Annotated in this window: 26 protein-coding genes; 13 read left to right on the top strand and 13 right to left on the bottom strand. The window is 47.0% G+C overall.

Translation table 11 applies throughout. The features are described from left to right. The gene (locus tag DEU30_RS03880) at positions 1-483 is read left to right on the top strand and encodes a replication initiation negative regulator SeqA (RefSeq protein ID WP_011234718.1); all 483 of its coding nucleotides are present in this window, start codon (positions 1-3) and stop codon (positions 481-483) included. Next, positions 483-2,120, top strand: a complete 1,638-nt coding sequence (gene pgm, locus DEU30_RS03875; RefSeq protein ID WP_114981248.1) for a phosphoglucomutase (alpha-D-glucose-1,6-bisphosphate-dependent) — start codon at positions 483-485, stop codon at positions 2,118-2,120. Before DEU30_RS03880 ends, pgm begins: the two co-directional genes overlap by 1 nt. Before the next feature lie 4 nt (positions 2,121-2,124). Here pgm and DEU30_RS03870 read toward each other — a convergent pair whose 3' ends face one another. After that, positions 2,125-3,411 carry an MFS transporter gene (locus tag DEU30_RS03870; protein ID WP_011234716.1) on the bottom strand — a complete coding sequence of 429 codons (1,287 nt, stop codon included), beginning with the start codon at positions 3,409-3,411 and terminating at the stop codon, positions 2,125-2,127. A gap of 152 nt (positions 3,412-3,563) precedes the next feature. Here DEU30_RS03870 and DEU30_RS03865 point away from each other — a divergent pair, with 152 nt between their 5' ends. Together DEU30_RS03865 and hda are read left to right on the top strand one after the other, a co-directional pair. After that, positions 3,564-4,649, top strand: coding sequence for a DUF2066 domain-containing protein (locus DEU30_RS03865; protein ID WP_227016291.1), 1,086 nt, complete (start codon positions 3,564-3,566; stop codon positions 4,647-4,649). Beyond that, the gene (hda, locus tag DEU30_RS03860) at positions 4,649-5,362 is read left to right on the top strand and encodes a DnaA regulatory inactivator Hda (protein WP_011234714.1); all 714 of its coding nucleotides are present in this window, start codon (positions 4,649-4,651) and stop codon (positions 5,360-5,362) included. The genes DEU30_RS03865 and hda overlap by 1 nt, the downstream gene beginning before the upstream one ends. On the opposite strand, the gene DEU30_RS03855 is transcribed toward hda, so the two are convergent. From DEU30_RS03855 to arsC, 3 genes are read right to left on the bottom strand one after another with little or no spacing between them, the layout of a single operon-like run. After that, positions 5,359-5,748, bottom strand: a complete 390-nt coding sequence (locus tag DEU30_RS03855; RefSeq protein WP_011234713.1) for a DUF2069 domain-containing protein — start codon at positions 5,746-5,748, stop codon at positions 5,359-5,361. The two genes, hda and DEU30_RS03855, sit on opposite strands and share 4 nt — an antisense overlap. 9 nt (positions 5,749-5,757) lie before the next feature. Beyond that, the gene (gene wrbA / locus DEU30_RS03850) at positions 5,758-6,315 is read right to left on the bottom strand and encodes an NAD(P)H:quinone oxidoreductase (RefSeq protein WP_011234712.1); all 558 of its coding nucleotides are present in this window, start codon (positions 6,313-6,315) and stop codon (positions 5,758-5,760) included. Next, entirely contained in the window at positions 6,315-6,662 is a 348-nt protein-coding gene (arsC, locus tag DEU30_RS03845; protein WP_011234711.1) for an arsenate reductase (glutaredoxin), read from the bottom strand. Before arsC ends, wrbA begins: the two co-directional genes overlap by 1 nt. A 70-nt stretch (positions 6,663-6,732) precedes the next feature. Here arsC and DEU30_RS03840 point away from each other — a divergent pair, with 70 nt between their 5' ends. Beyond that, the gene (locus DEU30_RS03840) at positions 6,733-7,182 is read left to right on the top strand and encodes a TlpA disulfide reductase family protein (RefSeq protein WP_011234710.1); all 450 of its coding nucleotides are present in this window, start codon (positions 6,733-6,735) and stop codon (positions 7,180-7,182) included. Here the strand turns inward: DEU30_RS03840 and DEU30_RS03835 are convergent. Beyond that, positions 7,174-8,625 (bottom strand): M48 family metalloprotease, encoded by a 1,452-nt coding sequence (locus DEU30_RS03835; protein WP_016341340.1) that lies wholly within the window; start codon positions 8,623-8,625, stop codon positions 7,174-7,176. The genes DEU30_RS03840 and DEU30_RS03835 overlap by 9 nt on opposite strands. A gap of 145 nt (positions 8,626-8,770) precedes the next feature. On the opposite strand from DEU30_RS03835, the gene DEU30_RS03830 reads away from it, so the two are divergent. Then, a complete protein-coding gene (locus DEU30_RS03830) occupies positions 8,771-9,850 on the top strand; it encodes an AI-2E family transporter (RefSeq protein WP_011234708.1) in 1,080 nt (359 codons plus the stop codon). A gap of 22 nt (positions 9,851-9,872) precedes the next feature. On the opposite strand, the gene bcp is transcribed toward DEU30_RS03830, so the two are convergent. Further along, a complete protein-coding gene (bcp, locus tag DEU30_RS03825) occupies positions 9,873-10,343 on the bottom strand; it encodes a thioredoxin-dependent thiol peroxidase (RefSeq protein WP_011234707.1) in 471 nt (156 codons plus the stop codon). Positions 10,344-10,520: 177 nt separating this feature from the next. Here bcp and dapA point away from each other — a divergent pair, with 177 nt between their 5' ends. Genes dapA through purC form a run of 3 tightly spaced genes read left to right on the top strand, consistent with a single transcriptional unit; the run spans position 10,521 to position 13,236 of the window. Next, positions 10,521-11,411 (top strand): 4-hydroxy-tetrahydrodipicolinate synthase, encoded by an 891-nt coding sequence (gene dapA, locus DEU30_RS03820; protein WP_011234706.1) that lies wholly within the window; start codon positions 10,521-10,523, stop codon positions 11,409-11,411. After that, positions 11,411-12,499 (top strand): outer membrane protein assembly factor BamC, encoded by a 1,089-nt coding sequence (gene bamC / locus DEU30_RS03815; protein WP_011234705.1) that lies wholly within the window; start codon positions 11,411-11,413, stop codon positions 12,497-12,499. The genes dapA and bamC overlap by 1 nt, the downstream gene beginning before the upstream one ends. Before the next feature lie 23 nt (positions 12,500-12,522). Next, positions 12,523-13,236 (top strand): phosphoribosylaminoimidazolesuccinocarboxamide synthase, encoded by a 714-nt coding sequence (gene purC, locus DEU30_RS03810; protein ID WP_011234704.1) that lies wholly within the window; start codon positions 12,523-12,525, stop codon positions 13,234-13,236. Here purC and DEU30_RS13650 read toward each other — a convergent pair. From DEU30_RS13650 to DEU30_RS03785, 5 genes are read right to left on the bottom strand one after another with little or no spacing between them, the layout of a single operon-like run. Continuing rightward, complete coding sequence (locus tag DEU30_RS13650; RefSeq protein WP_231378638.1) at positions 13,233-13,334, bottom strand: hypothetical protein; 102 nt, start codon at positions 13,332-13,334, stop codon at positions 13,233-13,235. The genes purC and DEU30_RS13650 overlap by 4 nt on opposite strands. 38 nt (positions 13,335-13,372) lie before the next feature. Next, a complete protein-coding gene (locus DEU30_RS03800) occupies positions 13,373-14,077 on the bottom strand; it encodes a M15 family metallopeptidase (protein ID WP_011234702.1) in 705 nt (234 codons plus the stop codon). Beyond that, positions 14,071-15,201 carry a succinyl-diaminopimelate desuccinylase gene (gene dapE, locus DEU30_RS03795; protein WP_114981250.1) on the bottom strand — a complete coding sequence of 377 codons (1,131 nt, stop codon included), beginning with the start codon at positions 15,199-15,201 and terminating at the stop codon, positions 14,071-14,073. Before dapE ends, DEU30_RS03800 begins: the two co-directional genes overlap by 7 nt. Further along, entirely contained in the window at positions 15,198-15,542 is a 345-nt protein-coding gene (locus tag DEU30_RS03790) for an arsenate reductase (RefSeq protein ID WP_011234700.1), read from the bottom strand. The genes dapE and DEU30_RS03790 overlap by 4 nt, the downstream gene beginning before the upstream one ends. Positions 15,543-15,562: 20 nt before the next feature. Further along, complete coding sequence (locus tag DEU30_RS03785) at positions 15,563-16,036, bottom strand: PTS glucose transporter subunit IIA (RefSeq protein ID WP_227016292.1); 474 nt, start codon at positions 16,034-16,036, stop codon at positions 15,563-15,565. 214 nt (positions 16,037-16,250) lie between these two features. Here DEU30_RS03785 and yfbV point away from each other — a divergent pair, with 214 nt between their 5' ends. Next, positions 16,251-16,685: a terminus macrodomain insulation protein YfbV gene (gene yfbV, locus DEU30_RS03780; RefSeq protein WP_011234698.1), complete on the top strand. Its 435-nt coding sequence runs from the start codon at positions 16,251-16,253 to the stop codon at positions 16,683-16,685. A gap of 24 nt (positions 16,686-16,709) precedes the next feature. On the opposite strand, the gene xthA is transcribed toward yfbV, so the two are convergent. Continuing rightward, positions 16,710-17,519, bottom strand: a complete 810-nt coding sequence (gene xthA, locus DEU30_RS03775) for an exodeoxyribonuclease III (protein ID WP_011234697.1) — start codon at positions 17,517-17,519, stop codon at positions 16,710-16,712. A 121-nt stretch (positions 17,520-17,640) separates the two neighbouring features. On the opposite strand from xthA, the gene DEU30_RS03770 reads away from it, so the two are divergent. Together DEU30_RS03770 and DEU30_RS03765 are read left to right on the top strand one after the other, a co-directional pair. Further along, positions 17,641-17,964, top strand: a complete 324-nt coding sequence (locus tag DEU30_RS03770) for a DUF3392 domain-containing protein (protein ID WP_011234696.1) — start codon at positions 17,641-17,643, stop codon at positions 17,962-17,964. A 14-nt stretch (positions 17,965-17,978) separates the two neighbouring features. After that, complete coding sequence (locus DEU30_RS03765; protein ID WP_034821206.1) at positions 17,979-19,046, top strand: hypothetical protein; 1,068 nt, start codon at positions 17,979-17,981, stop codon at positions 19,044-19,046. A gap of 1 nt (position 19,047) precedes the next feature. Here DEU30_RS03765 and DEU30_RS03760 read toward each other — a convergent pair whose 3' ends face one another. Continuing rightward, positions 19,048-19,518 (bottom strand): hypothetical protein, encoded by a 471-nt coding sequence (locus tag DEU30_RS03760; RefSeq protein ID WP_011234694.1) that lies wholly within the window; start codon positions 19,516-19,518, stop codon positions 19,048-19,050. A gap of 101 nt (positions 19,519-19,619) precedes the next feature. On the opposite strand from DEU30_RS03760, the gene DEU30_RS03755 reads away from it, so the two are divergent. Beyond that, complete coding sequence (locus DEU30_RS03755; RefSeq protein ID WP_034821205.1) at positions 19,620-21,554, top strand: PAS domain-containing protein; 1,935 nt, start codon at positions 19,620-19,622, stop codon at positions 21,552-21,554. Positions 21,555-21,573: the final 19 nt, after the last annotated feature.

Genomic DNA, 21,573 nt, shown 5'->3' with positions numbered 1-21,573 from the left:
ATGAAGCGGATTGACATTGACGATGACTTATACACGTACATTGCAAGCCACACCAGGCAAATAGGCGAGAGCGCATCGGATATTCTGCGTCGTTTGCTGGACGTGAATAGCAGTGAACCTGAAGCCGACAGCAAAAGCGAACCCACTGAGTCGGTTTTTAACCGTTTGAATGAGCAGGATGTGCGTATTCAGAAAAGCGTAGTAGCGCGCTTTCTGTATATTTTAAGCATGTTGTACCGCTGCCACCCGAGCGAATTTTCGCAAGTGCTGGATATTCGCGGTCGTGATCGTCAATATTTTGCCCGCTCAGAAGAAGCTTTACTGACATCGGGGAACAGCACGAACCCGAAGCAGATTCCGGACTCTCCATTTTGGGTAATTACCAATACCAATACGACTAAGAAAAAAGCCATGCTGACTCAGGTAGCAGAAAAACTGGGTTATCAATCGGCTGATGCAGAAAAAATTAGGGACTTTTTATAATGGCGGATCACGAGCGAGCAGGCCAGTTGGCGCAGGCCAGCGACTTGACCAATATAGCGCAATTGACCAGTGCGTATTATGTTTATGAGCCGGACCCACGCAAAGCGGCTGAAAAAGTCAGTTTTGGTACCTCGGGTCATCGAGGCAGTTCATTGAAGCGTTCCTTTAATGAAGCGCATATTCTGGCTATTGCTCAGGCTATTTGTGCTTATCGCGAGGAGCAGGGCATTACCGGACCTATTATGGTGGCTAAAGACACTCATGCGCTGTCTGAGTCTGCTTACATTAGTGCGTTAGATGTTTTTATTGGCTATGGCGTAGAGGTTCAGGTTCAGACTGAGCATGACTACACACCAACTCCGGTTTTAAGCCGCGCGATTATTGAGTGGAACCGTGAGAACACAGCTAAAGCCGATGGCGTGGTGATTACACCCTCGCATAACCCACCAGAAGATGGCGGTTTTAAATACAACCCGTCACATGGTGGTCCGGCAGACTCTGACGTGACCCGAACCATAGAGAAATACGCAAACGCGTTACTGTCTTCAGGACTTGTCGGCGTGAATACCTGTGAGAGTGAAGACGTATTACAGCACCCGAAACTAACCTTTGTTGATTGGCGCACGCAGTATATTAGCCAGCTTGATGACTGCATTGATATGTCGGCTATTCAGGATGCGAAACTGAGACTGGCGGTTGATGCCATGGGTGGCTCGGGCGCTAAGTACTGGACGCAAATTGCAGAGCATTACAACTTATCGATTGAGGTTCGTAATGCCGTGGTCGACCCGACATTCTCTTTTATGCCGTTGGATAAAGACGGAAAGATTAGAATGGATTGCTCGTCGCCTTTTGCCATGGCCAGCTTGCTCGAGCTGAAAGACAATTACGATTTGGCTTTTGGTAACGACCCGGACTATGACCGTCACGGCATAGTGACTCCGACACACGGTTTACTGAATCCGAATCATTATTTGTCTGTGGCAATAGATTACTTATGTAAGAACCGCGACTGGGATAGCAGTATTGCTATTGGAAAAACTCTAGTGTCCAGTGCCATGATTGACCGCGTGGTGGGCGCAAACGAGCGACCATTGATGGAAGTACCGGTGGGTTTTAAATGGTTTGCTAAAGGGTTGTTTGAACGTTCAATTGCGTTTGCCGGTGAAGAAAGTGCCGGTGCTACTTTACTTGACCGTAAAGGCAATACCTGGACGACCGATAAAGACGGCATTGTCATGGCACTGCTGGCGGCTGAAATACTGGCGAAAACCGGTAAAAACCCCGGCCAGTATTACGATGACTTATGCCAGCAACATGGTACGGCTTATTATCGTCGCGTTGATACGGCTTCCAGTGTGCAAAAGAATGCGCGCTTTAAAGACATTCGTGCCTACAAAGTAAAGCTGCCTGAACTGGCGGGTGACAGTGTGTCTGATATTTCTACCAAAGCGGCAGGGAATGACGCCCAGTTTGGTGGGATAAAAGTGACTACTGATAACGGCTGGTTTGCTGCCAGACCTTCAGGCACAGAGCCTGTTTATAAAATTTACGCAGAAAGCTTTGTCAGCGAGCAACATCTGGATGACATTCTGGAGCAGGCCACCACCTGGGTGAATGACCTGCTGTCAGACTAAGCCTTTAACGAAGGACGGCGTTGGATTCCATTTCCTCGTCGTCTTCTTCTTCCGTTTCCGGGGCTTCCTCAGCCATTGACGTTAAAAGCTCATCAGAAGTTTGTGACGGTGCCAGTATGGCAAAGTTGCTGTGCAGCTGGTCTTCTGCTTTTGCCCGACGTGTAATGCGGTACAGAGAATAAAAGCCAACACAGGAGGTAAGCGCGGCTAAAAGTAAAAAGAAGTAATTAATGGCACCAAACTGCATTAACGCAGCTACCGCAGGCGCACCAATAATAGAGCCTGCTCCTCCAATTTTAATGATGGCACCGGTTGCTCCCACCATTTGATCTCGTTCCAGAAAATCGTTTGTGTGCGCCATGCCGAGTGAATATAAAGGCAAGATGAACGCACCGAGCAGACCAACGTTTAAATAAATGAAAATAGCGTTAGATGCACTAAGCTGTGAAAGGGTCGCCGCGGTAAGTGTCCCTCCGGCGGCACAAATAGCCATAACAAAACGACGGTCGATGCGGTCCGACAATAAGCCAAATGGTGCCTGCGAAATTAAGCCTCCGGCAATAAAGGCGGCCATGAAAAAGGTAATTTGCAGAACACTAAGGCCTATGTAGGACGCATACATTGGCCCTATACCGTAAAACATGGCGTAGCAGGCCTGCATTATAAACGCATTAATTACGCCCAGTGGAACGGTTTTCAGCAGCAGTGAAATGGGGACTTTTCTGTTTTCGTGCGTTGTAGGCTCAGCCGTAACGCTGACCAGAATTGGAATAAGCGCTAAGTTAATGAGCAGAGCAACAATAGCGAAAGCAACAAAGCCAGCCGGGTCGGCGACACCGAGAATCAGCTGCCCGACAATGAGTCCGCTGTATATAATGACCAGATAAACTGACAGCAGGGTACCGCGGCTACGGTTATCGGCCATGGTATTAAGCCAGCTTTCAACAATGACGAAAATACCAGAAATAGCGAAACCGGTTATAAAACGCATGACGAACCAGACCACCGGATCGACCCAGATGGCCTGCATCAGAATACTAAAGGCAGCCAGCGCGGCAAGGCCGCCGAATGAACGAATATAGCCTACCCTGCGAATATCTTTTGGTGCGCGGGTCGAGCCAAATAAATAGCCGATAAAATAAGCCGACATGATAAAGCCGGTGACTAAGGTACCAAAACCTTCAATGGTAGCGCGCAAACTTAACAGGGTGCTGGTCATGCCGACACAAACCCCAATTAAACTGATACTGCCGAGCAGAGAGCTGATACCGCGAAGTTGTTGTTTTAGCATGCCTTTGTCACCCTTCGTCCGTTTGTCGCAATACTACCGTTAGTGGCTTTATTTTCCTAGTGAAGATTCCCACAAGCTTATCCACAAGTTGTTACTTGCTGTTCGCTACCTAGCTGTTTAATATGCTCTCAAAGTCTTATTTGGATAATGACATGTCAAAGTCGCAGATTCATTACTTCGCTGCCAGTTTATTTTTTCTGTTTAGCCTTTTTAAGGTGACAGGTGCCGAAGCGCGGTTAATAGAAAATTTGTATTCGGCAGAAGTGGCAGTGGCCTCGCAAAGTTCATCTGACCGGCAACAGGCAATAGGACAAGCGTTTGACCGTGTTATCACAAAATTAACGGGGCAAACCGAATTGGCCGGGCATGATGCGATACAGCGAGCAAAACGTGATGTGAATAATTATCTGGTTCAATACGGTTACAGTGAAAATGAAGGACAGCGAACTTTAACGGCGACATTTGACGGCCGCAAGTTACGCGCACTTCTGGCTGAGCAGCAGTTACCCTACTGGGGCAGCCGGAGACCACAACTGATGCTGTGGATAGCGAAGGAAAACAGCAACGGTCAGCGCGTAATCATTGATAGTAATAGTGAATCAGTATTTACCCAGCAACTGAGATTCTTTGCGCAGCAATACAGTATTCCAATTCAGCTGCCGCTGATGGATTTGACCGACAGTTTCACCATAAATGCGACCGATGTCTGGGGGCGCTTTTTAGACCCGGTGAGAACCACTACAGAGCGTTACGGCACAGACGGTTTATTGATCGGTCGTATCATTCGTCAGGACAACGAGGAAAAGCCCTGGAGTTTAAACTGGTTTGTTGAAGTGGGAGACGACCGTTTCTCCGGTGAAGTGACAGCGACCAGTCCAGACTGGCTAGCGGAGCCTCTGGTCGAGCAGCTAATGGCGCAGTTGGCTAAGCAGTACAGTGTTACTGCGGGTGATGAGAATGTTCGTAATACGTTGATGATTAAAGTTGAAAAATTAAGTAGCTTAAATCGTGTTTTAGAGTTGGAAGCGTTTTTAGATAGCATTGTCTCTGTTAGCGACGTTCGTTTACTTGAATACTCGCAAGCTATGAGTGAATTCGAGATTGTGGTTAACGGCCCGGTCGATCAAATATTGCAGGCTATCAACTTGGATGGACGCCTGGTTTCACAGGAACTCGGGCCGTTTGTTGCTGCGCGACAGACTGAAACACCGGTTTATCGTTGGAATGAGAGCCGCTGATGTCACCACAGCAATTACCGTTAGCCGTACAGTTGCCGGATGACGAGATATTTTCTACTTTTCTTGCGGGCGACAACTCAACCTTATTAAGTTGGTTAGAGAGTTTGCCTACAACTGAGCCACCGCTGAGGAGAAGCCAGCAATTGACCTGGTTGTCGGGAGCGAGTGGGGTAGGAAAAAGCCACTTAATGCACAGCGTTATAGCTTCGGCCGGGTCGCAATACCGCATTGCGTATTTACCTTTGCGTGAGTTGGCTAAAGCCGATGCATCGGCCGTTCTGCAAGGAATTGATCAGGCTGATCTTATTTGTCTGGATGATATTGATACGGTAACGCTGGAACAGAATTGGAGTTTTGAGTTGTTCTCGCTTATTAATCGCGTAACCGATAATGAGTCGACACGTTTGGTCATGACGGCTAAACAGTCTGCTGCTCAAACTAAAGTTCTGTTACCGGATTTACAGTCGCGTTTCCAATGGGCAACGGGCTTTCAGGTTCAGCCGCTGAACGACGAAGAAAAAATTAATGCGTTAATTTTGCGGGCACAATGGCGTGGACTGGAGTTGCCGAACGATGTTGCGGCTTTTATGACTCAACGACTGGGTCGTTCCATGCGGGATTTAATGAAAGCGTTAAACGAGCTTGATAAAGCCTCTATTACTTACCAACGCCGCTTAACAATTCCTTTTGTTAAGCAGGTTCTCGAAATTTAGTCGTAGTCTTTTAGTTTTTTCAGCCCTAACCCCTGAGCTCTTCCCTGATAGCGGGCATAACCTGTTGCGCCAATAAATGCGCCGGTTGTAAATATCAGTTCCAGTATTGACCACACACGCTCATCCGGGTGGGTGTAGACCACGGTTAAGCCATGCAGAAAGTAAAACATTAAAACAAAATTAGTCCATGCGTGGGTATAAGGTTTGCCTTTAACCAGACCATGCAGAGGGAATAACAACGGCAGCACCCAGAGGAACAAAGCAATATAAACTGGCAATGTACCCGGCGCGTCGGTTGGCATACCGTGCCACAGTGCAACTAAAATGAGCAGTGGCCAGTAACAAACTTGTGTTAACCAGCGATAAAAGCGTGGAGAAGTCGGCATTGATAATTCCTATGATGAGAGCTTAGAAGCGGTTTGCGTGACTCGTTTACCCAAAGCGATAGCGCATTGCTTTTCATGGTCAGTTAACTTATTGCTGTGCTCATGGTGGCTGGCACCATAAGGTGAACCGCCGGACTGAGTCTGATGCAGAGCCGGTTCAGAATAAGGAATGCCAACCAGCATCATACCATGATGCAGCAGCGGTAAAGCCAGAGTCAGCAGGGTCGATTCTTGTCCCCCATGAAGAGAACTGGAGGAAGTGAACACCGCACCGGGTTTGTCAGTTAACGTAGCCTGCAACCATTCGCGCGAGGTGCCTTCCCAGAATTTTTGCAGGCTTGAGGCCATATGCCCAAATCGAGTCGGACTGCCCAGAATAAGAGCATCGCAGGTTTCAAGGTCAGCGTTTTCAACTTCCAGATCGCGGTCACTGACGGCATCACTGCCGTGCCCGGTGCTGCGTAAAACAGCTTCGCCTCCAGCCGCCGTAACGCCTTCGGCTATCGCGTCAGCAAGCTGCTGAGTAGCCCCGTTACGGCTGTAATAAAGAATAACGACGCGGGTCATTATAAAATATCCAGTACAGCTTCAGGAGGGCGGCCAATGGCCGCTTTATTACCCCGAATAACAATAGGGCGCTCAATAAGCTTAGGGTTATTGACCATTGCGGTAATCAATTCATCTTCGTTATTGATACCGGCCAGACCAAGTTCTTTATATGCGTCTTCTTTTTTGCGCATTAGCTGATCGGCAGAAAGCCCTAACTTTTCCAGTATATCTTTTAATTCTGCAGCGTTAGGCGGAGTTTTAAGGTATTCAACAACTTCCGGCTCAACGTCATTCTGCTTGAGTAATTCAAGAGTTTGTCTTGATTTTGAGCAACGCGGGTTATGATAAATTGTTACTTGGCTCATAAGTATCGTACCTTGTAGTATCTGATTATTAGGTAAGTATAAGTTAATAGTAACGTAATTGAGGTAAGGAATGAAACTGAGAACGCTAGTGTGCGCGGCAGCTGCTGTGCTGATAACAGCTTGTTCGCAAGAGCCGGATGTGGTTACCGATGCCGACAATGAGTTTCGCTGGGGCGACCTTGGTGAAAAAACGGTGGTGGTAAACTACTTTGCTGAGTGGTGCGCTCCTTGTTTAAGAGAGTTACCCGAGTTAAACGAATTTAACCAGCACAAAGCAAAAGATGTTGAGTTAGTCGGTGTCAGTTTCGATCCAATGTCTAACGCTGAACTGGCTGAGCTGAAACAGCGTCATGGAATAGAGTTTCAGTTGGCGTTGATGGAGCCTGCGCCAAAGTTTCCGTTTCAGCGCCCGCAGATGTTACCGGCTACCTACGTAATAAAGCCGGACGGCAGCGTCAAAGGGCCTTTAATGGGAGAGCAGGACTTAGAATCGCTGGAAAATGCGGTTAACTCACATTAACGATTTTATTTGCTGCTCTAAGCTGCGCATTTGCTCAATACGTGCATTCAGACGTTTATGCGTCAGATCGCTATCGGTATGGTTATGTGCAGTGTGCAGCTGATCAATGGCGAGCCGGAAGTTTCCTCTTAACGCCAGTGATTCCGCTCGGGTTTCGTACATAGCCGCTCGCTTGCCACTACGCTCGTACACTTGAGTGAGAAGATCAAGCGCCAGCGGGTGGTCCGGTTGTTTTAGTAAAAAATCGCGCAGAAGCTTCTCAGCTAACTCGGTGTCTTCTGCTTGAAGGGCCGCGTTAGCAAAGTTAAGAGTAATAACAGGCTCGGTTGGCTGCTGAATGTACTTGCCTCGTAGCCAGCTTAAAACCGTCTCGTAATCTTTTTGTGCCAGTAGAATGTCGGTCTGGACATCAATATAGAATGGATCATTAGGATAGCGCTCTAGTAGTGGCTGCATAAGCTTATAAGCTACATCAATGTTGCCACCGTCTAACGCGCGTATGGCTAAACCATATTGCCCTGCTTGTTGGTTAATTGAATTGCTACTGGAGCGCATAGATTCAAAGTCACTATTCGTGGTGTTGCCAATATACCGAGCCTGAACTCTGGTTTTAGCCAGGGCAAAGTCGAGGCTGGGGGGGACGTCCACTCTTTGCATATTTTCAGCGCGAGCACGAGTGTCTGCTATGCGGGACTCAGGCAATGGGTGAGTCATGAGCATTTCCGGGGGCTTGCTTACATAGCGGTATTTTTCTGCCAACCGACCAAAAAAGTCGGGTGCGCCACGGGGATCAAAACCTGCGGCTAACAACGTAGAGAGACCGATGCGGTCGGCTTCCATTTCATACAACCTAGTGTAATTAATTTGTGACTGACCGGCCATACCCATTGTGGCGTAAAGGCCTGCAGCACCGGCTTCAGGGTTGGCCATGCCGACTAAAATAGAGCCAATGATACCAGCAATGGTCATAGGCATACTGCGCTGTTGTTCCTGCATTCGACGAACCATGTGACGTTGAGTAATGTGCGCGACCTCGTGTCCAAGTACCGCCGCGAGCTCTGACTCGGTTCTTGCTTCGTCAATTAAGCCCGTATGCACACCTACGTAGCCGCCCATGAAGGCGAAGGCGTTTATTTCCTTATTGTTAATCCAAAAAAAGTTGAAAGGATAGCGCACACCGCTGGTGTTTCTGACTAACCGCTGGCCAATGCTGTTTAAATAGCTGTCTAATACCGGATCGTGAACAATAGGGGCTTGTGAGCGTACCTGACGCATGTAAAAGTCGCCTACAACACGTTCACGTTCGATACTCATGAAAGCCGCGCCGGTAGTTCCAATTTCTGGTAAACGTTGGTTATCCTGCATAGCGTTGCTGACAGCACTAAAGCTGATTGCAAAGATCAATAAACAAGCGGTGAAAGTGTGTAATATTTTGGTGGACATCAACTACTCATAGGCCAAATGAAACGGATTTAATCTTCTCTTAAGAGCAAAATTCTTATCTTTAGTTCCTTTTTACTCTATGGGGTTATGGAAAGATTGCAAGGACTGATATTATCATCTCAACAAAGGTTAAGAGATAGTGGTTATGTGGGAATACATTCAACAGTGGTATCAACGGAAATTTTCTGACCCTAATGCAGTAACTTTATTTCTGTTACTGGTTGTTGTGGTATTAGTCATTGTGTTTTTCGGTAGCTTAATTGCGCCGTTGTTAATTGCTATATCTCTGGCCTATTTGCTAGACTGGCCGGTAATGCGATTGATGGGGCTTGGTTTATCCCGTTTAACCGCCACGATTATTACCTTTTCGTTATTCCTGGCATTAATGATTGTTACTTTGCTGACTCTGGTTCCCGTTATTTGGCAACAAAGTACGACTTTGATTCAGGAAATGCCTGATATGGTTACGAACCTGCAAATTTGGCTGCATAAACTACCTGAAATGTTCCCGACTATTGTCGATGACAGCCAAATTACTGAGTTTACTCAGGAAGTAAAAAGACGAGCAGTGAGTTTAGGAGAAAGCCTGTTAACGGTTTCCCTGACCTCTATTGTGAACGTCATGGCCATGCTGGTTTATCTCATTATCGTGCCGCTTTTAATCTTTTTTATGCTAAAAGACCGCGATATATTGATTGCTCATTTCAGCCGTCTGTTGCCTTCAAACCGTCAGTTAATTTCGCAGGTCGGGCAGGAGATGAACCTGCAAATTATGAACTACATTCGTGGCAAAGCAATTGAAGTGGTGGTGGTTGCGATAGTCACTTTTGTTACCTTTAGCTTATTTGGGCTGCGCTACTCGGCATTACTGTCCATTATGGTCGGTTTATCGGTTTTAATTCCCTACGTAGGCGCTGCGGTCGCAACCATTCCGGTGGTATTAGTGGCTTTATTTCAGTTTGGGCCAACGGCGGCATTTGTTTGGGTGACCGTAGCCTATCTGGTTATTCAGGCTCTGGATGGTAACTTACTGGTACCGCTATTGTTCTCAGAGGCAATAAGCTTAAACCCAGTCTACATTATTGGCGCGGTATTAATTTTTGGCGGCATATGGGGGTTCTGGGGCGTGTTTTTTGCTATTCCGCTGGCCAGTCTGGTCAAGGCGGTACTAACAGCATGGGACAGTGGCACCGGGGAAAAGGCAGAAGAGCAAACACCGCTTTAGTGCGGTGTCTGCTCTATAGAGCTTAAGCTTGCTTAAGGTGCTCCAGCACCACTTCGTGATGCTCTTTAGTTTTAAATTTATTGAAGACTTTTGAAATGCTTCCGTCCTGTTCTACTAAAAAGCTAATACGGTGAATACCATCGTATTCTTTACCCATAAACTTTTTCAGGCCCCATACGCCAAAGTCTTCAGCCACTTTATGGTCTTCGTCGCTTAACAAGGTGAAGTTTAACTCATCTCTATCAGTAAACTTAGCTAAGCGTTTAGGCGCATCAGGGCTTATACCAACAGAGACAACATTAAATTCCTCAAGCTGCTTACGGCTGTCGCGTAAGTTTTGTGCCTGCACAGTGCAGCCCGGTGTCATGGCTTTTGGATAAAAGTAAACCAGTACCCGGTTCTCTTTTAATAACTCCGATAAGGTCACTGAGTTCTCGTTCGCATCCGGTAAAGTAAAGTCAGGCGCTTTATCGCCCTGTTGTAGTGTCTGCATTGCATTCTCCTGGAACTTAGTTAACAGTGCCAACATCATAGCGGACAGATGCCGTCTTGGAAAATGCCATACCGGCAAAAGTTTACGGAACCTTCTTGGCAAGTTACGTTCCTATCACTTGTGTTTCGTCAGGGCTGGCATTACCATTGGAGCCCCAATTTAGGACTTGGAGAATGTATGCTTAAGGGCAGTATTGTCGCTTTAGTTACCCCTTTTACAAAATATGGCAATGTTGATTACAGTGAACTTGAGTTTCTGGTTAACAAACATTGCGAAGCGGGTACCGACGCTATTGTAGCGGTTGGCACGACAGGGGAGTCAACAACCTTAACGCATGAAGAACATATCGCTGTCGTTAATGCCATGGTCGAACTCAGTGCCGGGCGCATCGATATTATTGCTGGAAACGGTTCAAACTCGACCAGCGAAGCCGTGCAACTGACAGAAAAAATGACCCAGGCGGGTGTAAGTGGCTTTTTAAATGTTACGCCATATTACAATAAACCTTCTTTAGCAGGCTTAATTGCACATTATCAGGCCTGTGCCGATGCTACGGATAAACCCCAAATTCTATATAATGTTCCGGGGCGCACCAGTCTTGATATGACACCGGACATGGTCGAACAGCTGGCAAAAATTGATAACGTTATTGGTATAAAAGAAGCTACCGGTGACGTGAGTCGGGTTCAGGAACTTAAAGAGCGCTGCGGCGATGACTTTATCTTATTAAGCGGTGATGACCCTACTGCACGCGAATTTATGTTTGCGGGTGGTCATGGTGTTATCAGTGTTACCGCTAATATTGTTCCGGCAAAAATGAAAGAACTGGTAACGGCGGCACTTGCTGGTGATAAAGAAAGTGCGAATCAGATCGATGCTGAGCTGGCACCTTTGCATAATATGTTATTTGTTGAATCCAACCCCATTCCGGTAAAATGGTCGCTCGCTTTAATGGGTTGGGTCAGCGCAAATTATCGTCTGCCACTGACACCTCCGGAAGAGAGTAATCAACAATTGATTGAGTCAGTGTTACAGAAAGCAAACCTACTGAATATTCAGGAGTCGTAATGAAATTGTCTCGCCTTGCGTGGATGGGCGTAGCTGCCGTAGTTGTAACAGGTTGTTCGTCGGTAGAGAAAGAACGTGCCAGCGGCGGGTTTGAATACGTGAACATTCAACCTACTGCCTCACTGAATATTCCAGGTGGTCTGGAGAAGCCGGAAAAAGGAACTCAGTATCAAATTCCGGATACGAACATAGCACCAGCTCCTGTTGGTTATAAAGTCAATATAATGGCTCCGCAGCAGGTTCGTCCTATTGGACTGGGCAGCCGGGTGTTAGAAACTGAAACCGAAACCCGGGTGTACTTTGATATTGTCGATGGCATGGGAGACTCAGTAACCGAGTTTGTTCGTCAGGCGGCATTTGATGTACTGGAAAGACGCGACATTCAATGGGAAAAGGTGGGTGATAACCGTTGGCTTACCGAGCAAATGACGGTACAGCAAACCATTGAGGGCGACAGCGGCTTTTTCGGATTTGGCGGAGAGAGCGACAGTGATCTGGAAAGAACTTTCCGCTATGAACTAACTCAGGAAACCGAATCGCATCAGCGCAGCACCGCACTACGAGTCGATGTTAACGACTTTACTCAGGTGATTGGTGGTGAAGAGCAAGAGGTTGCTCCTTTGGTTGTTCGTAATTTGGAAGCTGATTTACTTAATGCGATTATTTCGGAAGTTAACCGGAAACAACAACTGGCTGTAGCTCGTGAAAAAGCGGCCGGTATTGAAACTAGCTTGTCAAAAGCCGCAGAAGGACATTCAGTTTTCATTGTTGAAGACAATTTTGAGCAAGCATGGCCATTAGTTAACTTGGCTCTTCAGAATATTGGTTTTGAGGTTGAAGATTTAAACCGCGAGACAGGAACCTATTTTGTTGAGTACAGCGAACCCGGCAGCGGCTTCCTGTTCATTGGTGGCGATGACTACGAAGACCTGGGCATAGCCGAAGGTGAGTACGAATTCCGATTACTGGAAGACGGTGAAAATACCTCGGTTACGGTTTACCAGGGTGAGGAAATTGTTTCCGACGAATGGATTAATCAAGTATTTGAAGCCTTTAAAAACGCTGTTAAACAGCAAAGCCAACTTTAACTTAAGCGCGAGTGGAAAGATTCATGGAAAAACGCAGTGAACTGTATCGGGGAAAAGCAAAGACGGTCTATCATACCGACGATCCTAACCGCCTGGTGCTGGAGTTTCGTAATGACACTTCGGCGTTCGACGGCGAGAAGGTCGAGCAGCTTGATGACAAAGGCATGGTGAATAATAAGTTTAACCATTTTATTATGTCTAAGCTGGAAGAAGCGGGCATTCCGACGCAGTTAGATGAGCGTTTGAGCGATACCGAGTCTTTGGTTAAAAAGCTGGATATGATACCGGTAGAATGTGTTGTCCGTAACGTGGCAGCAGGTTCTCTGGTGCGCCGTTTAGGCGTTGAAGAAGGTAAAGAGCTTAACCCTCCGACATTCGAGTTTTTCTTAAAGAACGATGCGCTGCACGACCCTATGGTTAACGAGTATCATATTCAGGCCTTTGGATGGGCAACAGCAGAGCAAATTGAGAAAATGAAAGAACTCACCTTTAAAGTGAACGACGTTTTAAAAGCTTTGTTTGCTGATGCTGGTCTGTTGTTAGTAGATTACAAGCTTGAGTTTGGTGTGTTTGACGGCGAAATTATGCTGGGTGACGAGTTTACTCCAGATGGCTGCCGCCTTTGGGACGCAGAGACTCGTGAGAAGCTCGATAAAGACCGTTTTCGCCAGGGCTTAGGCGGTGTTGTTGAAGCTTACCGCGAAGTGGCTAAGCGCCTTGGCGTAACGCTGGATTAATCTTTATTTTTGTTTTTAGGGTCCTGGTCGGAGTCATCTTCGGTTTTAGATGATTTCGTACCAGGCCATTTAAACTTAGCGGTATACTTCAGCACCATAAGGTTACTCACAACCACGCCTACTACCAATAATATTATTAGCCACACCAAATAGTCGTCCATCCGTCATCCTCCGTTATTGTATCAATGTACTGATTTTTTATTTGAGCCAGGTTATCCAGAATAATGGGTTTTCCCTCTATGGCTAATGAGTCTACGGTTTCGGCTAGCAGCTCAAGGTTCAATTGCTTATGGCATGGCTGTGAAACGGCGCGGAAGCTCAAGTGCCAGGGCTCCTGTGCAACACCGCCCTGATAGCGTGCATAAGGAAAGAAAAAACCACTTTCATGCGCATGCCGGGTTAGCCATTGCCACAGTTCATGACAGGGGCCTGATTGGTCAATATACTCGCCGGGCACTAATTGCAGTTTTAGTTCACTGTCCTGAAAAGGGCGGGGGTCGTAAATATCGAAATCACTTCCCCAGTGGTGACGGCTACTTCCCGGTAACGAAGACCAATGTAAAATTGCGTGCATTTTCTCAACGTCGCTTAAGTTTGATGCATCCAGTAGCTCACCCTCTTTGGAGCGAAGGGGCAGCTTTCCTCGCCATTTTCTATTCCAGATAGACAGTTGCCTGTCCAGTGAGCGGAAACCACTGGCTATGGCCAGTTCAATACCCTCAGCCGCTGCTGCTTTTTGCATGGCGAGATAAGCTTCTGCTGCATCAGGATGCAGTTTATGCCCATCTACTGCAGTTAAGTGTGTTTCGCAGGCACCTGTCAGTTCTGTGCTGCTTAACATAAAAGCTTCTCCAGACAGCGGTAATAAACATCACTGAGTTTATCCAAATCACTGATTTTAACGCATTCGTTCACTTTGTGAATGGTAGCATTTACGGGTCCCAGCTCAATGACCTGAGCACCGGTTGGTGCAATAAAGCGCCCGTCGGATGTGCCGCCCGCGGTAGAGAGGGTAGTTGAAAACCCACATTCGTGTTCAATGGCCGCCTGAACGGCTTCAACTAATGCGCCTGATTCAGTTAAAAAAGGCGGTCCGTTAAGCTTCCATTGCAGGTGGTATTTTAGCGAGTGCTTATCGAGAATGGCTTCAACTCGTTGCTTAATTTTCTCGGCTGTGAGTTCTGTCGAGAAGCGGAAGTTAAACTGGGTATCAATACGCCCGGGTATCACATTGCCGGCACCAGTTCCTGCCTGAATATTAGATACCTGAAACGTGGTTGGCGGAAAACTGGCGTTGCCTTGGTCCCATTCTTCGTTAATTAGCTCGCTGAGGGCTGGTGCAAGATCATGTACCGGGTTTTTTGCTAAATGTGGATAAGCAACGTGACCCTGTATACCCAGTACGGTCAAGTCTCCGGTTAAGCTGCCTCTGCGCCCGTTTTTAACGATGTCCCCCAGGGTATCAGTACTGGATGGCTCCCCGACAATACACCAGTCTATGTTTTCGTTACGCTCCTGCAGTGTTTCAATGACACGTTTGGTGCCATTAATAAAGGGGCCTTCTTCGTCACTGGTTATGAGAAAACCAATGTCGGCGTCCACATTCGGATAGTCTTTAATAAACCGCTCCGTCGCGGTTATCATCGCTGCCAGGCTGCCTTTCATATCAGCGGCTCCGCGACCGTATAAATACCCTTCGTGCGTTGTAGGTTCAAAGGGCGGAAACTGCCAATTGTTGATGTCACCGGGTGGCACAACGTCGGTATGGCCGGCAAAGCAAAACAATTTACGGCCTTGCCCGCGTCGCGCCCATAAGTTGGTGGTATCTTCAAATATCATAGACTCAAGGTTGAAACCCTGAGCCGCAAGCCGTTCACCTATGAGTTGCTGACAACCTTCGTCTTCCGGCGTAATGGACGGGCGGGAAATGAGCTCACGGGCAAACTTTAATGTCTCTGAACTCATAAGTAGCGTTCACTCCAGAGTTTCTCATTAAAACCGCAATGAACAGCCTGACCGGACTCAACTAACGGACGCTTAAACAATGTTGGTTGTTCGGCAACTAATTCAGCTATGGCATTAGCGTCGACAACAGATTTTTGTTCATCTGACAGGTTGCGCCAGCTGGTGCTGCGCTTGTTCAATAAAGATTCCGCCGGCAGTTTTTGTAACCAGCCGCTAACGGTTTCTTTTTGTAGTGGTTGCTGGCGAACATCAATAAATTCGTAGGCGACTTCGTTTTTATCTAACCATTTAAGTGATTTTTTAACGGTGTCGCAGTTTTTAATGCCATAAACGCGCAACATAGGTACAGCTCCTGTCGGTGTTAATAAGTAATAAGTGGACTGTCTTTCGCAGTAATAAGCCCCGGGGTTAGCCATTCGGGCGATTCGCTATCGTGCCCGGAATTCAATGAACAAAGCAAAACAGCAAGACGCTGCTGCGAGGGTTTAAGGCTGCGCAGTAATGACTGGTTAATCTTAACCAGAGGATCACCACACTTAACCTCTGTCTGTTCGCGACAAAGCACAGTTAAAGCGTCGTGGTTGCCGAACGCATCGCCGGAACCTATGACTAATTGTAAGGAATAGGTGTCGTTTAAGCGTAACGACAAGTAATCGCCACCACTGCTGATATGGCTCAGTGAGCCATCAGCCGGGGCGTATAGCGTACTGCCGGTCATTTCTATGACAATGCCTTTGCCAAGCAGGCCATGCTGGCATACTGCGGCCGAAGGTTGTGCTGCTATGATGCGACCGGTAACCGGCGCATAAAGAGAAGGAAGCTGACTTGTTGTCACTGCTGACACCATGCGACTGACTAATTCAGTTAGTATAGTGGCAAAGCTAAAGCTCCGGTGCAACTGTATCCACATTAACTGTGGATATCTTTGTGAACTACACGGTTGTAACAGTGTAACTTTATGAAAAATAAAGATAATATTAAAAGTGCGAATATCGTACAATAGCTCAGTAATCGATTATAATTACAGCAGGTTTGTCTAAGAGGTCACCATGAGTCGTTCATTTTTTGCGGTTTTAAGAGATGGAAAGAGGTATGCCGATAAATGGCCTCATCATTCAGTTGTTGCCGCTATGGCAGAGTCGCGAATTATCCCTATAACTCGCAAAGCCATTAGCTGGACTCCGGGAATAGCAGTACTCAATGCTGCGCTGACCTGGCAGTTTATGCCGCAGGAGCAGTTAGCCCCGGGGCTGATGTTGTCACTTATTATGTTGAGCTTACCCTTGCAGGGTTTGTACTGGCTCGGCTGGCGTTCCAGACAACCTTTAAAGCCAATGTTACGGAACTGGTATAAAGAGCTGAGAGATAAGCTGAGAAAGCAGGGCGTTGAGTGTCAGCCACAGGGTGAGAAAGGCCCTGAATACATGGATTTGGCGATTATTTTGCGTAAAGCACTGGAAACATTGCCGCCGGAAGAGCACTAAGGCCAACCGACGGCAAAATGACTATCAGTCTTTAAATGTAGACCAGACGGGGGCATGATCCGAAGGTTTTTCTATGCCTCTGAGCTCATAGTCTATACCGCTGTCTTCGCATTGCTTGGCGAGAGCTTTAGTGGCAAGGATAAGGTCGATGCGTAAACCTCTGTTGTCATCAAAGCCACGTGAGCGGTAATCAAACCAGCTGAACTGGTTATCCACATCCGGGTTTAGCTGACGATAAGTGTCAGTAAAACCCCAGTCCATTAATCTTTGTATCCATTCCCGTTCTTCCGGAAGGAAGCTGCATTTCCCGGTTTTAAGCCAGCGTTTGGCGTTGTTTTCGCCAATACCAATATCTAAATCGATACGGGATATATTTACATCGCCCATAACAATCACTGGCTGTTCCGGCGAAAGATCGTTATCCAGATAGCTCATTAAGTCCTGATAAAACTTTTCTTTAGCTGGAAATTTCGTAGGGTGGTCACGACTTTCGCCCTGCGGGAAGTAGCCATTTAGAATACGTACATGGCCACCATCTGCCAGTGGATAATCACCCATTATCATGCGGCGCTGTGCTTCATCATCGTCAGTAGGGAAGCCAAACTGCGGGTTTTCCAGTGGCTTTTTACTGAGCATGGCCACGCCGTAATGACCTTTCTGGCCGTGGTAAATAACGTGATAACCCATGGCTTCCACGTCTTTTAGCGGAAACTGGTCGTCATGTACTTTGGTTTCCTGCAGACCGATAACATCGGGCTGATGTTTATCAATTACTGCCTGTAACTGATGCAGTCGCGCTCGTATACCATTGATATTGAATGAAATGATTTTCATGGAATGTCCTGTAAATAAGCTTCTTTATGAGCTTAGGATAACACAGCAAATCGTAAACTTGGGATGCGAAAACGACAGAAAATTCGTATACTCGGACGATGCTTTTCAGAGGGGTACTAGCGTGCAGAATGTGTTGAATAATTTGGGCATGATGATCCGTCCACATTTCTATGAACTGGCTATGGCGATCATTGCCACACTACTGGTGATTTATGGCGCAGAAGTGAACCGCATGGTGCAAAGGCAAGTGGCGCACTGGCATTTTGTATTCAGGACTTTGGTCTTCATCGTGGTTTGTGCATTTGGTTACGGTTGGCTGACCGTCTGGTTTACGCCAGTTTTAGCCGGCTGGTTAAGCCTTATTCCTTTGCACCTGCTGGCAGTCAGTACCATTGGAATATTGTTTTTCTTAGGTTTTCTCGCAGAAAGAAAACGACAACTGTAAAACAGGGAAGTTGTATGACGGATTGGATTAACATAAAAGCAGGCTCGTCGGCTTATCAACATATTCAGGAGCAGGGACTGAAAGCCGATGATATCGGTTTGCTGCTAGGTGCTTCAGGCGGGCCGAAGTGGTTTGTGCTTCAGGGGCTTGATAAATGGATGTTCGGTGAATTCTTTAAAGACAAGAAAGCGCCGCTGAATACCCTGGGGACTTCCGCAGGTGCCTGGCGTTTCGCAGCATTGGGGCAGCAAGACCCTGTTGCCGCCAGTGATTTATTTTGTCGTTTATACAGAACCCAGACTTACAGCGCGAAACCCGACCGGAATGAAATTACCAGTGAAGCTAAAGCCTTGCTGGCCAAGTACGTTCCTGATCAGGCGGTAACAGAAATACTGGGACAGTCGGCGGTTCGACATCATTTTATTGTTGCACGTTGTAGAGGCTGGACGGCAGCCGAAACGAAAAAGCAGATGCTGGGATTGTTAAGTTCTGCTTTTGCTAACAGTATGAACCGTCGCTGGCTGGGCCGGTTTTATGAGCGCGTTATCTTTCATCATCCACAGTCAGACTTAAGCTTTGCAAAAGGCTGGAACGACTTACCGACACATCATGTTGAATTAACTCAAAATAACTTTCAGCAGGCGTTACTGGCGACTGGTTCAATTCCTTTAGTACTGGATGGCGTGGTTGATATTCCCGGAGCACCTAAAGGCATTTATCGTGATGGCGGTGTTACCGACTATCACTTTGACCTGGACTTCTCTGACGTGAATGGTTTGGTGCTTTACCCTCACTTTCATAAAGAAGCGATTCCGGGCTGGTTTGACAAGCGTTTGAGTTGGCGCAGAACTACCGGTAAGAAATGGCCAGGCGTGGTATTTATTACGCCGTCGGAAGACTTTATTCAATCACTGCCTTACGGGAAAATTCCTGATCGCACTGACTTTGCCAAGCTGGACGCTGCGACTCGTATTGATTACTGGGAAAAAGCGGTGGATGCAGGAAAACGTATGGCGGATCAGCTTCAGGATTGGGTTGCTACAGGAAAAATACGAGAAAAAACAAAGCTGTGGTTACCTTAAACTACAAACCATGAACATCGAAACTGGCATCACAAATTTGTTCAAAGCGCTCGGCGGCAAGCTGACGGGCGCTGTTTAATTGCCTTGCCGTAAGCTGGTGTAGAAAACCATCAATGATTTTAGCCGCTTCGCTTTCACCGGCGCGATCCGCTAGCGTTAGCCAGCAACAAGCGTGAAATATACTTTCTGGTAAATCCTTGCCTTGCAAAAACATTTGTCCTAAATACAACATGGCCTTGCTGTGGCCAAATAACGCGGCGCGCCGAAAGTGCTTGGCGGCTTCAAACCCTTGTCCGGTTTTAAGTAAGTCTGCGGCTCGCACATAATGATGTTTTGCAAAACGTTGCCAGTATTCAGGCCCCCGGATAGTTGGCTTCTGTCGACCAGGCAAACGGGTTTGCGCCAACTCTATGAGTTGATCAACTTGTGTCAGTAGAGCTGTTTGCCATTCATTGACGTTTGCCTGAGTCATTCGGATGTCGTTGTTTTTATGTTATCGTTTTTGCCAGTGTACACCAAGTTGCTACTGCGGCAAACTGGTTGCAAGAAAGCCTTTAAAGTGAGTCCGAATAAATGCCAACACGTATTTCCAATGAAAACCTCGCAGCTCTGCTGAATGTGGGAAGTCATTTAAGTCTGTTTATTTGGGAGGATGCTCCGGGGTGGCCAGTACGTTTTGTTTCAGACAACATACAAGACCTTTTAGGCTATAAAAAAACGCGCTTAGAAAGCCATGAAATTCAGTACCGGGATCTCATTAATCAGGACGATTTGCCCCGTGTCATGGAGGAGGTCAATTCACTTCTTAGCAAGGAATCCGGCTCTTCATTGACTCATCAGGATTATCGGGTAAAGCATGCTAAAGGACACGATGTATGGGTATCTGATACAACGGTACTATTACGATACGAAGATGGTAAGAACCATCTTTATGGTTACTTGATTGATGTGACTGAACGTAAACAGTTGCAAATTGCGCTCGAGATGGAGCGTAACCGATTACAGCTTATTTTAGATGCGACCCGTTTAGGTACCTGGGAATGGAACCCGCAAACCGGCGTTACTATTTTTAACCAACGCTGGGCTAGTATGTTTGGCTGGGATGTCTGCGAGTTGGAAACGAATGTAGAAAGCTGGTCGAGTCGTTTGCACCCTGAAGATTACGACGACGTATGGCAGGCGATTAAGAATCACCTGGACGGAGTGACTCCTTTCTATGAAAGCCTTCATCGCATAAGGCATCGTGACGGTCATTGGGTTTATGTACTGGACAGAGGAAAGATTATAGAGCGGGACAACCAAGGCCGGGCCATTCGCTACACCGGAACGGTTACCGATGTCACAGAACAGAAAAAAGCCGAGTTGAATGCGTTAAAAGCCGCTCATGCAAAAAATGTGTTTCTGGCGAATATGTCACACGAAATTCGAACCCCTCTACACGGTATACTGGGTATCGCCTCTGTGTTGGAGTCAACAGACCTCAATCCATATCAGCAGCAATTACTGGGTACAATAAAGAACAGCGGCGACTATCTGCTGACAACGTTGAATGATGTGCTCGATTTAACCCAGGCCGAAGAAGGGCAGCTAAAAGTCAAAAGAGGTGTTCACTCGCCGGCAAAAGTGTTGGGCCATGTTATTCAGCTGTTTGAACAGCCTGTAAAAGATAAAGGTCTGGAATTTATTATCGATATTGATGCTGATATTCCGGAGCGAACATTAATGGATCGGGCTCGTATTGCCCAGGTGATCAGTAATTTAGTCAGTAACGCTTTAAAGTTTACCGAGCGAGGCTCTATAGCGATTAAAGCAAGTTGGGAAGTTGATAGCGAAAAACAAAGCGAAGGCGACCTTATCGTAAAAGTACAGGATACCGGAGTTGGTATTTATGATACTCAGCGTATTTGGCAACTTTTTGAGCAAGAGCAGGATGGGTTAAACCGTCCGGAAGGCGGCAGCGGACTGGGGCTTGCCATAGTACGTAACCTGGTGCAGTTATTAAGCGGCACGATTCAGGTGGACAGCGAGCCTGAACAGGGATCCTGCTTCACGCTCTGCATACCAATGAGCGTTCAGTCTGAAAGCACACACCAACCGGAGCAAAATGTTCTGCCTAAGCTATCGAAAAAACAGGTGTTGGTCGTTGATGATAATAAAATCAACCAATTGATAATAAAAGAAATGCTGCTGTCACTTAACCAATATGTTGATTTGGTAAGCGATGCCCATAATGCGTTAAAGATGATGCAGGCCAGAGACTACGACGTACTCTTTATGGATCTTCATATGCCGCATATGGATGGTATGGAAGCAACCAGAGCGTTGCGGGATATGCACATTCACCAACCTTATGTGATTGCGCTTACCGCGGACGCTTACCCTGAGACACGCACTCAGGCGTTGCGTTCCGGTATGGACGATTACGTGACAAAACCCTTTGTCAAAGCCGATATAGCCAGAGTGCTTGAACGCTTTGATATGCTGTTATCCAGAAAGCCCACTGATTAGCACCGCCAGAGTGTGTGTT

This window comes from Idiomarina sp. 017G (assembly GCF_004362265.1).
Classification (GTDB): Bacteria; Pseudomonadota; Gammaproteobacteria; order Enterobacterales; family Alteromonadaceae; genus Idiomarina; species Idiomarina loihiensis.
The sequence above is the reverse complement of the archived record's forward strand: the minus strand, read 5'-3'. Positions and strand labels throughout refer to the sequence as shown.